The sequence below is a fragment of the Pseudomonas sp. P105 genome (genome assembly GCF_032614175.1).
Lineage (GTDB): Bacteria > Pseudomonadota > Gammaproteobacteria > Pseudomonadales > Pseudomonadaceae > Aquipseudomonas > Aquipseudomonas rhizophila.
On record NZ_CP126693.1, the window covers coordinates 4,226,190 to 4,240,152 of the forward strand.

17 protein-coding genes and 1 pseudogene are annotated in these 13,963 nt (G+C 57.5%); 6 read left to right on the top strand and 12 right to left on the bottom strand.

The features are described from left to right. Positions 1 to 14: 14 nt before the first annotated feature. From QOM08_RS18895 to QOM08_RS18915, 5 genes are read right to left on the bottom strand one after another with little or no spacing between them, the layout of a single operon-like run. Positions 15 to 287, bottom strand: a complete 273-nt coding sequence (locus QOM08_RS18895) for a DUF2160 domain-containing protein (RefSeq protein ID WP_047228550.1) — start codon at positions 285 to 287, stop codon at positions 15 to 17. Positions 288 to 297: 10 nt separating this feature from the next. Next, positions 298 to 1,098 carry a carbohydrate ABC transporter permease gene (locus QOM08_RS18900; RefSeq protein ID WP_047228551.1) on the bottom strand — a complete coding sequence of 267 codons (801 nt, stop codon included), beginning with the start codon at positions 1,096 to 1,098 and terminating at the stop codon, positions 298 to 300. 10 nt (positions 1,099 to 1,108) lie between these two features. Continuing rightward, on the bottom strand, positions 1,109 to 1,975 hold the full coding sequence (locus QOM08_RS18905; RefSeq protein ID WP_047228552.1) for a carbohydrate ABC transporter permease: 867 nt from the start codon (positions 1,973 to 1,975) through the stop codon (positions 1,109 to 1,111). Beyond that, on the bottom strand, positions 1,972 to 3,081 hold the full coding sequence (locus QOM08_RS18910) for an ABC transporter ATP-binding protein (RefSeq protein ID WP_047228553.1): 1,110 nt from the start codon (positions 3,079 to 3,081) through the stop codon (positions 1,972 to 1,974). The genes QOM08_RS18905 and QOM08_RS18910 overlap by 4 nt, the downstream gene beginning before the upstream one ends. Continuing rightward, complete coding sequence (locus QOM08_RS18915; RefSeq protein ID WP_047228554.1) at positions 3,081 to 4,175, bottom strand: ABC transporter ATP-binding protein; 1,095 nt, start codon at positions 4,173 to 4,175, stop codon at positions 3,081 to 3,083. The genes QOM08_RS18910 and QOM08_RS18915 overlap by 1 nt, the downstream gene beginning before the upstream one ends. A gap of 418 nt (positions 4,176 to 4,593) precedes the next feature. On the opposite strand from QOM08_RS18915, the gene QOM08_RS18920 reads away from it, so the two are divergent. After that, positions 4,594 to 6,438 carry a sigma-54-dependent Fis family transcriptional regulator gene (locus QOM08_RS18920; protein WP_288912827.1) on the top strand — a complete coding sequence of 615 codons (1,845 nt, stop codon included), beginning with the start codon at positions 4,594 to 4,596 and terminating at the stop codon, positions 6,436 to 6,438. Positions 6,439 to 6,537: 99 nt separating this feature from the next. On the opposite strand, the gene QOM08_RS18925 is transcribed toward QOM08_RS18920, so the two are convergent. Continuing rightward, a complete protein-coding gene (locus QOM08_RS18925; RefSeq protein WP_107322251.1) occupies positions 6,538 to 7,056 on the bottom strand; it encodes an anti-virulence regulator CigR family protein in 519 nt (172 codons plus the stop codon). Between the two features lie 125 nt (positions 7,057 to 7,181). Here QOM08_RS18925 and QOM08_RS18930 point away from each other — a divergent pair, with 125 nt between their 5' ends. Further along, positions 7,182 to 8,396, top strand: coding sequence for an MFS transporter (locus QOM08_RS18930; protein ID WP_316911989.1), 1,215 nt, complete (start codon positions 7,182 to 7,184; stop codon positions 8,394 to 8,396). A 204-nt stretch (positions 8,397 to 8,600) separates the two neighbouring features. Next, the gene (locus QOM08_RS18935; RefSeq protein WP_047228558.1) at positions 8,601 to 8,807 is read left to right on the top strand and encodes a hypothetical protein; all 207 of its coding nucleotides are present in this window, start codon (positions 8,601 to 8,603) and stop codon (positions 8,805 to 8,807) included. A gap of 49 nt (positions 8,808 to 8,856) precedes the next feature. On the opposite strand, the gene QOM08_RS18940 is transcribed toward QOM08_RS18935, so the two are convergent. The 5 genes from QOM08_RS18940 to QOM08_RS18960 form a co-directional block, all read right to left on the bottom strand. Beyond that, the gene (locus QOM08_RS18940; protein ID WP_047228559.1) at positions 8,857 to 9,165 is read right to left on the bottom strand and encodes an AzlD family protein; all 309 of its coding nucleotides are present in this window, start codon (positions 9,163 to 9,165) and stop codon (positions 8,857 to 8,859) included. Continuing rightward, positions 9,162 to 9,872: an AzlC family ABC transporter permease gene (locus QOM08_RS18945; protein ID WP_316911990.1), complete on the bottom strand. Its 711-nt coding sequence runs from the start codon at positions 9,870 to 9,872 to the stop codon at positions 9,162 to 9,164. The genes QOM08_RS18940 and QOM08_RS18945 overlap by 4 nt, the downstream gene beginning before the upstream one ends. Before the next feature lie 161 nt (positions 9,873 to 10,033). After that, the gene (locus QOM08_RS18950; protein ID WP_047228561.1) at positions 10,034 to 10,402 is read right to left on the bottom strand and encodes a hypothetical protein; all 369 of its coding nucleotides are present in this window, start codon (positions 10,400 to 10,402) and stop codon (positions 10,034 to 10,036) included. Positions 10,403 to 10,607: 205 nt separating this feature from the next. Beyond that, positions 10,608 to 10,805, bottom strand: a complete 198-nt coding sequence (locus QOM08_RS18955; protein ID WP_047228562.1) for a hypothetical protein — start codon at positions 10,803 to 10,805, stop codon at positions 10,608 to 10,610. A 182-nt stretch (positions 10,806 to 10,987) separates the two neighbouring features. After that, complete coding sequence (locus tag QOM08_RS18960) at positions 10,988 to 11,494, bottom strand: AAA family ATPase (RefSeq protein WP_316911991.1); 507 nt, start codon at positions 11,492 to 11,494, stop codon at positions 10,988 to 10,990. A 187-nt stretch (positions 11,495 to 11,681) separates the two neighbouring features. Between QOM08_RS18960 and QOM08_RS18965 the strand changes: the two are divergent. Then, positions 11,682 to 12,491, top strand: a pseudogene (locus QOM08_RS18965) (GyrI-like domain-containing protein); the annotation flags it as partial. Positions 12,492 to 12,569: 78 nt separating this feature from the next. After that, positions 12,570 to 12,785, top strand: a complete 216-nt coding sequence (locus QOM08_RS18970) for a DUF6434 domain-containing protein (protein ID WP_214914446.1) — start codon at positions 12,570 to 12,572, stop codon at positions 12,783 to 12,785. 31 nt (positions 12,786 to 12,816) lie between these two features. On the opposite strand, the gene QOM08_RS18975 is transcribed toward QOM08_RS18970, so the two are convergent. After that, positions 12,817 to 13,017, bottom strand: coding sequence for a hypothetical protein (locus tag QOM08_RS18975; RefSeq protein ID WP_188251353.1), 201 nt, complete (start codon positions 13,015 to 13,017; stop codon positions 12,817 to 12,819). Positions 13,018 to 13,581: 564 nt separating this feature from the next. Here QOM08_RS18975 and QOM08_RS18980 point away from each other — a divergent pair. Beyond that, entirely contained in the window at positions 13,582 to 13,920 is a 339-nt protein-coding gene (locus QOM08_RS18980; RefSeq protein WP_188251354.1) for a YceK/YidQ family lipoprotein, read from the top strand. The last annotated feature ends 43 nt before the right edge of the window (positions 13,921 to 13,963 follow it).

A 13,963-nucleotide genomic window follows, 5' to 3' on the forward strand; every position in this document is an offset into this window, starting at 1 on the left:
CGTCGAACCTTCGACTAGCCCCACCGCATCACTGCCAACAGCCACACCAAAGACAACGCGAACGCTATCCAGATGCTCCAGTCGGTGGCGCCGATCACCAGCAGATGCAGGTAGGCGCTACCGAGAAGACCGATAAACAACCGATCGCCACGGGTGGTGGCAATCGGCAGGAAACCGCGCCGAGGGATACTCGGCGAACGCAGTTCCCACGTAGTCATGCCTGCCAGCAGCAAGGCGATGACACCAAAGAAGGCCGCCGTCGGGCCGGTCCAGTTCATCCATTCCATCATCGTCTCCTCAGACCCGGCCCAGGGCAAAGCCCTTGGCCACATGGTTGCGTACGAACCAGATCACCAGCATGCCTGGCAGGATAGTCAACACCCCCGCCGCCGCCAGCACGCCCCAGTCGATACCCGATGCCGAGACCGTACGGGTCATGACCGCCGCGATCGGCTTGGCATTCACCGAGGTGAGGGTGCGCGCCAGCAACAGTTCGACCCAGGAAAACATGAAGCAGAAAAACGCCGTGACGCCGATGCCGGAGCCGATCAACGGGATGAAGATCTTCGCGAAGAACTTGGGGAAACTGTAGCCGTCAATGTAGGCAGTCTCGTCAATTTCTTTCGGCACCCCGGACATGAACCCTTCGAGGATCCACACCGCCAGCGGCACGTTGAACAGGCAATGGGCCAAGGCCACAGCGATATGAGTGTCGAACAGCCCGATGGACGAGTACAGCTGGAAGAACGGCAGCAGGAACACCGCTGGCGGCGCCATGCGGTTGGTCAGCAGCCAGAAGAACAGGTGTTTGTCCCCCAGGAACCGGTAGCGGGAAAACGCATAGGCCGCCGGCAACGCCACAGCCAGGGAAATCACCGTGTTCAGGCTGACGTAGTACAGCGAGTTCAGGTAACCGGTGTACCAGCTCGGGTCGGTGAAGATCACCTTGTAGTTCTGGAAGGTGAAATCCTGGGGCCACAGCGTCAGGGTGCCGAGGATCTCGGTGTTGCTCTTGAACGACATGTTCAGCAGCCAGTAGATGGGCACCAGCAGGAACAGGATGTAGATCAGCAACGGAATCAGCTTTCTCTTGCTCATGGCGCGGGCCTCAACGGTTGGCGTCGGAATGAGTCATGGCGGTATAGAACAGCCACGACACCAACAGAATGATCAGGAAGTACACCAGGGAAAACGCAGCCGCCGGGCCCAGGTCGAATTGACCGATGGCCATCTGAGTCAGGGTCTGGCTCAGGAACGTGGTGGCGTTACCCGGCCCGCCGCCGGTGAGCACGAACGGCTCGGTATAGATCATGAAGCTGTCCATGAAGCGGAGCATCACCGCGATCAGCAGCACGCTCTTCATTTTCGGCAACTGAATATGCCGGAACACCGCCCAGTTGGAGGCCCGGTCAATTCGCGCGGCCTGGTAATACACGTCCGGAATCGCCCGCAACCCGGAATAGCAGAGCAGCGCCACCAGGGACGTCCAATGCCAGACGTCCATCACCAATACCGTGACCCAGGCGTCCATGGTGTTGGCCGCATAGTTGTAGTTGATGCCCATGGCGTTGAGCGTGGAGCCCATCAGGCCGATGTCGGCGCGGCCGAAAATCTGCCAGATGGTGCCCACCACGTTCCATGGAATCAGCAGCGGGATCGCCAGGATGATCAACACCAGGGACGACCATTTGCCCTTGGTCGGCATGGTCAGGGCGATGGCGATGCCCAGCGGAATCTCGATCAGCAGTACGCACGCCGAATAGATGAACTGGCGTAGTAACGAGTCGTGCAGCCGTGGATCGAGCAGCACCTGCCTGTACCAATCGGCACCGACGAAATAGCGGCTGGACTGGTCGAAGATGTCCTGCACCGAATAGTTGACCACGGTCATCATCGGGATCACCGCACTGAACGCCACCAGCAGGAACACCGGCAACACCAGCCACCAGGCCTTGTTGTTCTGCACCTTGTTCATGGCTGCACCTCGCTCAACGGTTCCAGCAAGTATTCATCGGCATACACCATCAGCCATTGGCCCGGAAAACTGATGTACGCAGTGCCTTCGGGCACCGGTTTGTCTTCGGCCAGGCGCACCTTGATCGGCGCGCCATCGAGGTTGAGGGTGAGGATCTTGTAGGTGCCCAGGTCCTCGACGTGGACCACATCGGCCCGCATCGCATCGTCGTAAGGCCCGTCCCAGACATGGACAAATTCAGGACGAATACCGACCTTCAGGCTTTTGCCTTCGGCCTGGGCAATACCGCGTTGCAACGTTTCGGACAGCGGAAAGTGGGTGGAAGCGAAACCGACGCCGCCGGGTTGTGCCGTGACCTCGATCAGGTTCATCCCCGGGCTGCCGATGAAATAGCCGACAAAGGTGTGGCTCGGACGCTCGAACAACTCCCGAGGCGTACCGAACTGCACGATCTGACCGCCATACATCACCGCGATCTTGTCGGCGAAGGTAGAAGCTTCCAACTGGTCGTGAGTGACGTAGACCATGGTGATATTGAACTGCTCGTGGATCTGCTTGAGCTTGCGCCGCAGTTTCCATTTCAGGTGCGGGTCGATCACCGTCAGCGGTTCATCGAAGAGGATCGCCGACACATCGTCGCGCACCAGCCCGCGCCCCATGGAGACCTTCTGTTTTTCGTCGGCTGTGAGGTTGCGGGCCTTTTTGTCCAGCAGGTTCTGCAGGTCCAGGACCTCGGCGATTTCCTGCACCTTGGTGTGGATTTTCGCCTCCGCCATGCCCTGGTTACGCAGCGGGAAGGCCAAGTTGTCGAACACCGTCATGGTGTCGTACACCACCGGAAACTGGAACACCTGGGCAATGTTGCGACGCTCCGGGGTCAGGTCGTTGACGACTTTGCTGTCGAACATCACTTGGCCTTCAGAGGGGCTCAGCAGTCCGGAAATGATATTGAGCAAGGTGGATTTGCCGCAGCCCGATGGACCGAGCAACGCATAGGCGCCGCCCTGCTCCCAGATGTGGTTCATCTCGCGGATCGCGTAATCCTCTGGGCCCGCTGGGGTGCTGGTGTAGCTGTGGGCGAGGTTCTGCAAACGAATTTCAGCCATCAGGCAACCCTCGCAATACGCTGGCCTGGGGCTTGGACCAGCTTGCCCTGGGCATCGAAGACAAACAGTTTGTGGGTCGGAATGTAGATGCGGATCGGCTCATCCACGTCGTATTCATGGACGCCGGACAAGTGCAGCACCAGCAGGAAATGCTCGTTGCGCACGTGCAGGAATGTCTCCGAACCGCTGATCTCGGCCACCTCGACGGTCACCGCCAGTTCCAGGTCGTCGTCGTTGCTCGGCACCAGGGAAATATGACTGGGCCGCACACCGAAGCGGAACTCACCCTCGCCCACCGGCCGCAGATCGACGTTCAGCGGAAAGTGCACGAAATTGGCGAAACTTACTTCATTGCCGGCGATGCGGCCCGGCATGAGATTGATCGGTGGCTCGGAGAACAGCTCGGCGGCCAGTACGGTTTGCGGCTGGTGATACACCGAGGCCGACTTGCCGCTCTGGATCACCCGGCCCTCATGCAGAATCGTCGTGGTGCCGCCCAAAGCCAGGGCTTCGTTGGGTTCGGTGGTGGCGTAGACGGCAATGGTGTGGCGGGCCTGGAACAGTTCGCGCATTTCCTGGCGAAGTTCCTCACGCAGCTTGTAGTCCAGGTTCACCAGGGGCTCGTCGAACAGGATCAGTTCGGCGTCCTTGACCAGCGCCCGGGCCATGGCGGTGCGCTGCTGTTGGCCACCGGACAGCTCCAGCGGGTGACGCTGCAGGAACTTCTCAATGCGCAGCATCTTCGCGGTTTCCAGCACCTTGCTCTGGATCACCTCGTTGGACACACCGGCCTGGCGCAGCGGCGAGGCGATGTTTTCGAACACCGTCATGGTCGGGTAGTTGATGAACTGTTGATAGACCATCGACACGTTGCGCAGGCGCACCGGGCGCTGGGTGACATCAACGCCGTTCATCAGGATGCGACCGCTGTCGGGCTTGTCCAGACCGGCCATCAGGCGCATGAGGCTGGTCTTGCCGGACAGCGTGCGGCCCAGCAGAACGTTGAACGATCCGGGTTCGAAACTCAGGTTGGCATCGTCGATCCAGGTCTGGCCTTCGACGGTGCGACAAATGTGCTCAAGCGTTAATGACATGGCTCGGCCTTTTTATTATTTGGAGTCAAGCGACCCGAGTCTAAAAGCGAAAGCCGTGCCAGAAATCACAAGCTCATGATCCTGTTGATTTTTTCTCTTATCCTTCAGAAAAGAACGTTCGTTGATGAACGAAAATGAACAACCTGACTGAACAACTGAACAGATTGCTGGTTGACAATGAACAATTTTGAACAACACTGAATAAAGGTTTTCGGCCGGCCTGACTTCGATCCTGTGGGAGCGAGCCTGCTCGCGATAGCTTTGTGTCAGGCACATCAATGCTACTGATCAAACGCTATCGCGAGCAGGCTCGCTCCCACAGGTTTCGTGTATCAAGTGACATTCAGGCATGCCCCAGCACAAGGAGGATGTGCGAGACTTATCACAACAATAAAAACAACATCTGCGAGAGTGCCCCATGGCCGCACCTGCTCCAGCCTTGTCCCACGAAGCCATCATCCAGGCCTCCTGGTCCCGCTGCCGCGCCTTTGGCCTGAATCACCAGAGTGTGCCTGCCTTCGATCAATTGCCCGCCGAAGGCATTGCCCAGTTGCTGGAAAGCCAGCATTCGCTGGTGCAGACCACCCACCAGGAAGTCCTGCCGTATTACGAGAATATCCTGAGCAACTCCAATTGCCTGATCATGCTGGCCGACAACCAGGGCCAGGTGCTGACCTCGTGGGGCACCCAGCGCTTTATCGAACCGAAACTGGCCCATGGTTTCAGCGCCGGGGCGAGCTGGATGGAGCGCTGCAGCGGCACCAATGCCATCGGCACCGCCCTGGCCTGTGAACAGGCGGTGCACATTGAACACGATGAACACTTCCTCAAGGCCAACCGCTTCATGACCGGCTCCGCCGCGCCGATCTTCGACGCCGAGCGCAAGGTCATCGCAGTGCTGGACGTTTCCAGCGACAGCTACCTGCCGCCCTCCCACACCCTGGGCATGGTCAAGATGATGAGCCAGACCGTGGAAAACCGGCTGATCCTCAACCTGTTTCGCGGTGAGCATTTCCAACTGACCTTCAACACCGGATTGAACAACCTCGACAGCCAATGGGCCGGGCTGCTGATTTTCGATGAAACCGGCCAGGTGCTTTCCGCCAACCGCCGCGCCGACAATCTGCTGGGCCTGCGCCTGTCACGGGTGAGCATCGAAAGCCTGTTCAAGGTTTCGCTGCTGGAGCTGCTGAACCAGCCCGACGGCCTGCCGTTCGCCCTGCAAGCGTCGGGGAGCAATCGCTTCCAGTGTTTGCTCAGACGCCCGCAACAGGTGACGGTCAAGGCCCGGGTCTTCAGCGAGCCAGCGCCCTCGTCCGCCCCCGCCGCGAACGTGATCAGCCTCAATACCCTGCACTTCGGCGACAGCCGCGTGGAAAAAGCCGTACGCCAGGCCGAGCGCTTGCTGGAGAAGGACATTCCACTGCTGATCCACGGCGAAACCGGGGTCGGCAAGGAAGTGTTCGTCAAAGCCCTTCACCAGGCCAGCTCCCGCAGCAAGCAGCCGTTCATTGCGGTCAACTGCGCGGCGATCCCCGCCGAGCTGGTGGAATCGGAACTGTTCGGTTATGAAAAAGGCGCCTTCACCGGCGCCAATCAAAAAGGCAGTATCGGCCTGATCCGCAAGGCCGACCGCGGCACCCTGTTCCTCGATGAGATCGGTGACATGCCCCTCCCGACCCAGGCCCGATTGCTGCGAGTGTTGCAGGAGCGTTGCGTGCAACCGGTGGGCAGCGCCGAGCTGTTTGCGGTGGACATTCGTATCATCTCCGCCACCAACCGCTCGTTGCGCGAACAGGTGCAACTGGGCCGGTTCCGCGAAGACCTGTACTACCGCATCGGCGGCCTGACCCTGGAACTGCCGCCCCTGCGCGAACGCAATGACAAACAGGCCCTGTTCAAACGTCTTTGGGAACACCACCGCGAACCCACACAATGGGCCGGCCTGAGCCGCGAAGTGCTGGATCTGTTCGAACGCCATCCGTGGCCAGGCAATCTGCGCCAGGTCAGCAGCGTGCTGCAAGTGGCCCTGGCAATGGCCGAAGAGCAGCCGATCCGCCCGGAACATCTGCCAGACGACTTCTTCATTGATCTTGAAATGGAGCCGGTGGAAACACCGGAGCCGCTGATGGTCGACCTGAACGATGTCGAGGACCTGAACCGCCAGTTGCAGGCGGTGGGCGGGAACATTTCGCACCTGGCGCGGCGGCTGGGGGTCAGCCGCAACACCTTGTACAAGCGCCTGCGACAACTTGAAAGCTGATGCAAAACCTGTGGGAGCGGGCTTGCTCACTCCCACAGGCGTTTCGCTTAACTGACTGGCATCACTCCGAATGAGGCTGCTATTTATTCCATTGGCGCTTTAGTCGAACGCACCGTTAAGCACTTCATAGATGATGCCGGTGGCAATCGCCACCAGAATCAGGTCCGTGCCCACCTGCTGCCATTCGTACCCGTCATAGTGCGGCAGGCGTCCCAGCAAGCGCCCGTCCAGCTTTTTGGCAATGCCCGGTGGCAACGGCTTGCCTCGGGCGAGGTTTTTCTGGATACCCGGCGGCAGTGGCGGACCGGGGCTCCAATAATCACGGTGACCGCTCACCAGGCCGAGAATGCCGCCGCGGTCGATGCTGGGGCCGTTGTGCCAATCACCACCCGATGGGTTGCCCTTGCCGCCCTGGTTACCTTTGCCGCCCTGATTGCTACCTGGGTTGCCTTGACCGCCCTTGTTGCCCTGCCCGCCTTTGTTTCCTTGTCCTTGACCCTGGCCTTGATCGAATTTGGCGTTCCCTTTGTCGTTACCCGGGTTCGCCACTACAGCGGTAGAACCCGCCACGAGGGCGAAGCAGGTAACCGCAACAATCAACGAGCGCGATTTGAACATGGTGGTTCTCACTGAAAAGGGAACATCCCTGTGAATATAGAGGCTAACAGTGATATTAGTTCCATATCATACTGCGCGCTGACAGCAAGGCCCGATACCGTACAACGACGTTTTCAAGGAGCTCCATGCGCAAGGATTACCTGGCCTTTTTCGTTTCAATGTTCCTCTCACGGCTGGCCGACCAGATACTGCTGTTCATCGTCCCGCTGATTGTTTTCCAAACCACCCAAAGCGTCTCCTGGGCGGGCCTGGCTTTCTTCGTCGAATCCCTGCCACGCTTTCTGTCGTTCCCGATCTGCGGGGCGCTGTGCGACAAGTTCTCGCCCATTCGAATCCTGCACATCAGCCAGGTTTATCGCGCCGTGATGTGCATCGCCGCCGTGGTGCTCTTCATGATTTTTGGCGGCATTTATTGGATCGTCGCCCTCTCGGCGGTCTGCGGTGTATTGACCACCCAGGGCATCATGGCTCGCGAAGTGGTGATGCCCTACATCTTCAAGCATTACACCTACACCAAGACCTTGTCGTACTCGCAGATCGCCGACCAGACCGGGCTGGTGCTGGGCCCGCTGATCGCCGCGCTGATGCTGGAGGTATGGGCCTGGCACTGGGTGGTGCTGGCGATTGCCGTACTGTTCCTGCTGGCGGACCTGGCGATGCTGTTCTGGCAGCGCACCAGCGCGGTCACACTGGAAACCTTCGAACAACATCACGACGTCTGGCTGAACCCGCTGCGTATTGCCTTCGGTCACATCCGCAACCTGGCCGAGCTGAAAAAAATCATCGGCCTGGCCGTAGGGGTCAACCTGATCATCGGCGTCACCCTCGCCACCTCGGCGGCCATGGTGATCGGCGAGTACAGCGCCGGCAAGGACTACTACGCCTGGTTACAGGCAGCCGGGGCCGTGACCACTATCATCATTCTGTTCTTCCTGGCGCGGGTGACCTTGCCCTTGAGAGTCTTGGGCAGTGTGTCTTACACGCTGATCGCCGCCGGCGCCTTCATCACAGCATTCAGCCCGACAGTGTGGGGTTACGTCGTCGGATTTCTGCTGATCGTCGGCTTCGACAAGATGTTCAACGTCTACATACGCAGCATTCGCCAGCAGGTCATTCCAGCCAAGGACTTTGGCAAGACCGTCGGCGTCATTACCCTGCTCAACAACCTGTCACAGCCCTTGGCGGGGCTGCTGGTCGCACTGCTGGCAGCGCCCGTCGGAACGCAGCAGGTGATCCTGCTGCTGGCGCTTGCCACCAGCCTGATCGGCATCACCGTGGTCGCGTTCTTCAGCAAGACGGCAGGCATGCCGGCCGGCTATGGCGCCGACACAGACGCTTGAGAAGTCGCCCGCGTCTTTAAATATTCATCTGTGGGCGGTTAGAGTTTCCCGGTGCCCACCATTCGTCGCTAATGGAAGGTGACGCGCATTTCGCCGCCACGTCTGGCTCAGGGTTTGCACCGACTTGTCATGGCAGCCCCAGGGCGACGTAACCCTGACGCGGCGGCCGTCTTATCACTGCTGGTCAGTCACCGGAGATGTACCGTGTCAACTCTCAATGAAATCGCAGCGAACCACGCGAGAATGGCAAAGGCAAAGGAAGAAGAGTCGATACGGCTACGTGCACTTCACAGTCAAATAGTCGGTAGTTTTGACATTGCGCCGGTCGAGGCGAAACAGAAGATGCCACTACACTTCATGGCCGGCGTTCAGGACCACTCGTTTGGGGAGGCATTGGCCCTGAACTTCTGACCTGTGTTACTTGGAATTCATCGCCCGCTTGTGAGCGGGCGACATGGTTTCAGAACTGCCTGACCAAAGCGGCTGCAAGTATCCCGGCCGCAATCGCCGGCAGAGGTTTCTTCACGATCACCATGATGATTGCGGTGCTCAGCAAAGCCAGGCGCGCGCCGTTGTCACCCTCGATCGCCAACGGGGCAAGCACGGCCACCAATACCGAGCCGGACATTGCCGTGATGAATTGCTGCACCCGATAGTTGATCGGCACGAACGACATCACGAAAACACCGCCCCAGCGGGTCGCCAACGTCACGATGGCCATGATCAGGATGATGATCAGGGTGCCATGGCCCGCCGTGTCGATATTCATTGTTTTTTCTCCATCCACAACGCGCCCAGAATACCTCCCGCCAAAGCCCCCACCACGACATGACTGTTAGCCGGCAGATACCAGTAGGCCAACAGCGATGAACAGGCCGCCACAGTCCAGATGATGAGCATACGCAGGTTCTTCTTCCCGCCCACGACCATCGCCAACAGGAAACACCCCATCACCATGTCGAGCCCGAAACTGACCGGGTCTTCAATGGCGCTGCCAAAGTGCAGCCCCAGCCAACTGCCCAGGATCCAGGCGACCCAGAGCGCGATGCCACCGCCAAATAAAAGCCCCAGCCCAGGTTTTCCACGGCTGAACGCTTGCATCGCCATGGCCCAGTTGGCGTCCGAGACCACCAGCATCACACCATAACGCTTGGCAACCGGCAGCTCCCGTAGCCATGGGTAGAGCGTGGCGCCCATCAACAGGTGCCGGGCGTTGATGGCAAAGACGGTGATCATCAACGGAACGACCGGGACCTGTTGGCCCCACAGATCCAGCGCAGCAAATTGAGAAGCGCCGGCGAATACCAGCGTGCTCATGAGCACGGCTGAAACATCATTCAACCCCGACTGCGCTGCGGCCAAGCCAAAGGCGACGCCGAATACAACGACGAACAGAGAAATGGGGAGCAGCTGTTTGAAGCCGTCGTAGATGTGATGGAGCTTTAGTTCATGCAGGCGAGATTCTACGTTCGACAAGAGATGGCCTCTTAAAATATTTGCTGCGTCACTTGAACAACCCAGGGCCGCAAGACAGGAACCGTGTCAGCAAAGAAGTCATGGGGAGCCCTACGATTCAATGTAGGGCTTCCTTTAGCCATTCTCGTCAGTTATCACTGCGAGCGCACTGAACTGCTGACTTACTCAACCGCCGACCGGCTGTTACGCCAGAACAGATACGCCAGCCCCACCGGCGCTATGAAAATCGCCAACGACCAGCACATCGCCATGGTGAAAACCTTCACTATCAGCATGAACAGCGCATTCACGAAAAAAACGTTGTTACCCATGATGTAGCCAACAACGCTTTCGTAGACGAACCGAGAATACGGATAGAGCAATGAGTTGATGACCGCCAACACAATCAGCCCAGGCTTGGCACCGATTCCTCCAGGGCCATTGGCGGCCAAAGAGATGATCATCACAGCGAACACCAGCCCAAAAAGGAACTGACGGATGTAATAGCTGGTAGTAAGACCCCCAAAGGTCTTGGCGAAAAATGAGTGCATAGAAGATCCCTCTTGAACGCTGATTTAAACGAGGCGCCACCATACCAGCATCATTTTTTCGCGCAAGATCAAGCAGATCCCCGGATTGATGTCAGCGCAAGCGGTAGACAATCGGACCGAGTCCTTGCTTTTAGAAACTGAGACCTACAAAAAGCGGGCGACTCATAAGTCGCCCGCTTTTGCCATAAATCAGCAAGGACAAAAGCTAAGCGTCGGGATGCTCACTGGCCACCGAATCGGCGGCCTCCACATCAGACATATCCTCCTCGACAGGAGCCTCATCATCCGCCGGCAATGGAACCTCGGGGCCGTCCTTCTTGGGATCGTGGCCTGTTTCATTATCCGTGCCACGGGTTACGTCCTGCTGGGATTTGTTCCCAGGGGCATTCTCGTCGATTTCCATGATGGCTCTCCGTTCTGACGCGAGGGATTTCCACGCTTAAACATCAGAGATGTCTGGGCAACTGCAAGTGCCGGGCAATGGATGAACGGCAGGTACAGAAAAAACCGGAGTTTGGATCGGTGGATTCAGGGAGCGTTGGCGCTGGACACGGAGTTCTGAGTGGACTGCGCCGCGCGCCGACGTTACTCACGGGACAGGAATCGGTCGATGATCATCGAGACCGCTTGCACCGGAGAGACCAAGGCTGTGTCTATGCAAAACGAAGCTTCATCCCATGGCTCATATTCATGATCCAGTACCGATTGCCAGGTTGGTGGAGTCAGCCCTGGAACATCAACCATCCTTGTTTCGACCCGGCGTCGATGTTCATCTTTATCGGAACAGAGCACTTGGATATTTGCTAATCGGACACTGGCCTGTGAGGCGATTTCGCTCCACGCGATCCGGCTTTCGAGGACGGGATTGACACAATCAACAATGACCGTGCGGCCCAAACGAAGATTACTCCGCGCAAGCTCATTGGCGACCATGTAGCCACTGCGCCCCACATCTTGCGCAAGAGCGCCCGAGTTTCGAATCGCCTGCTCAATAGTATCGATCCGCAGGTACATGGCGCCTGTTGTCGCGGCGAGATCATTGGCGATAGTCGTTTTTCCGGTGCCGGGAAGGCCGCTGAAGACGATGAGCATTCCATATCCTTCGATGAGTGAGTTAATCCAGTGTAGGCAGTAGCCTTATGGCTCGTCCTTGATATGCACGCAGGCAGACGTGGAGGTCGTTCATATGCCCTAGCGTGGAAAGCGGAAACCGCAATAACGATCAAATACTGTCCCCATTCATTTGATAACGTCGCTTCAGCATTCATCGAGATTCGTCATGCTGAGTATCGAAAGGGCCTTGTGGTACATCGAGCTGGAACTGGGATCCCAACTCGATCTGGGACGTGTCGCGCGCCATTGCAACATGTCTCCCTTTGCCCTGGCCCGTTTGTTTGCAGTGTCGACGGGTTGGTCGGTGATGCGTTACATCCGTGCACGGCGTTTGAGCCAAGCGGCACTGACCTTGCGTCGAGGCGCACCGGATATCCTGCAAGTAGCGCTGGATGCTGGCTATGGCTCCCATGAAGCTTTTACGCGCGCCTTCTGCGATCTGTTTGGGTTCACTCCGAAGCAGGTGCGTGGGCACGAGGATGCACATCTCTCGCTGGTGGAGCCATTACGTATGAAAGAAAGGAAACTTGTAACACTCTCCAAACCCCGTTTTGAAACCAGAGCAGCGTTTTTCATAGCGGGTCTTGGGGATCGTTTTACCTTCGATAGGAACGAAGGCATCGTCGGCCTATGGCAAGCGTTCTCCCCCTACCTGGGACAGGTTCTAGATCAGGTAAACAGCTGGAGCTATGGCCTGTGTTGTAATCCTGAACTGGACGGTAGTTTTGAGTACATTGCCGGCACAGAGGTGTCCTGCGTTGACGGTCTTCCTTCGGCTTTTCGGTATTTCAGGGTGCCGCGGCAAGACTATGTGGTTTTTCGACACCAAGGCCACATCTCGACGATCCATCAGACGTTCTTCACGATTTTCAATCACTGGCTGCCTGAATCCGAATACGAGCTTGCCGACGCGCCTGAGTTCGAGCAGTACAGTCCGGATTTCGAACCCTCCCGAGAGAAGGGTTACGTGGACGTGTGGATACCGCTTGCAAGACGCCAAGCATCCCATGCCATGAACTCACAAATTAGACCACTCAGCATGGAGCCAGCGCCCATGAGTTTTAATTGGCACAGTGATCAGCTCACAAGAGATACGCCAGTTTGCAAGAATTACCGAAACACACAGAACGTCCGTAGATTCATGGTGGAGCACTGCGGCGCGAAGTTTAAATTTGATAAAGGCTTTATGGCCTGGATACGTGATGGCGTACCTAAAACGCTTGGAGAGGTCGTCGATGAGTGGCTGCAGCGCAATCGTGATACCCATTGAACGAGCAGGCGTCATGTAAAACTCTAAATGCTCAATGAAGAACCCTGCGGCTCTCTCCAATCCTGATCCTGTCGAGCGCCCTGTTTAAAGCATCCAAGGCATCGAGCAGGGCTTTCGCCTCAGCCTCCCGACCATCGCCCCAGAGGCGTTCAGCCACTTTGTTCAGTGCCTGGATGGAGCGCTCAATTTCAGCAGCCGTCGCTGTCTTGCTTTCCTGAAGTTTCTTGGGCATTGATTATTCGTCCTCGGGCGTGTTGTTTCATCAGTTTCGACGCGAATACATCGCACGGCAGAACGCTATGCAGGGTTCCACCCATTCCACCGCCGATGCCCCCAATCGGCGATAAAGCTAGCCCAAGACCACTTCGAAAGAGATCAAATGTACGGGCCCGTTCCAGCAAAAATTTCAAAGTTTCACGCCTTTCCAGCTCAGCATCCGCCACAAGCAGTTCTGCTACAAGTTTCGCGAGTGTTGACCTGGACTAGTTCATCTTCGCCGTTCAGGTCGCCATACGCGCTATCTCGTCGGGAGCTTGCACATACAGAATTGCTACAACTAAACCCTGTGGCAAACCGGCATTCTTGGCAGCGGCGATCAAGTAGGCGGCGCAACTCACCACGGAATAACCCACCGGCGGCGAGTTGACTTGAGCTTGACGCTTATCGTCGCCATAACCCTCTCCAGTGCCGCGACACAATTTGCTGATGCGCGAAAGGTGTCGAAACCTATGAACTGAGAATTCGCGATTCCACCCACTCGTCTACAATCCAAAATTCTTCTAAAGGACTTGAATCAATGAATTTCAGGTGCATTCTGTTGGTGCTCGCGGTCGCTTCAGCGTCGGGATGCGGGACGATCAATACGACCTTTCGGGATGATGCTGTGGCTAGCGGTAAACTGGCTCGCTGGCATTCCCACTGTGACTCGGTTCCACGAATCTATAGCGGTGCAGTTTTTGATTACTGCACACTGGATGCGGAACCACGGCAAAACACTGGCTTCGATGGACACCCCGCCCCAGCACTTATTGTACTCGACATGGGCCTCTCAGCTGTCGCGGACACTCTCTTATTGCCTTACTCCGTCTATCTGCAAAACAAGCACGGCGATATCAGGAAAGCGCGTTTCGAATAGCAAGGCAAGCTGATCACGGGCGGACCATTTGCAGCTGTCCCGG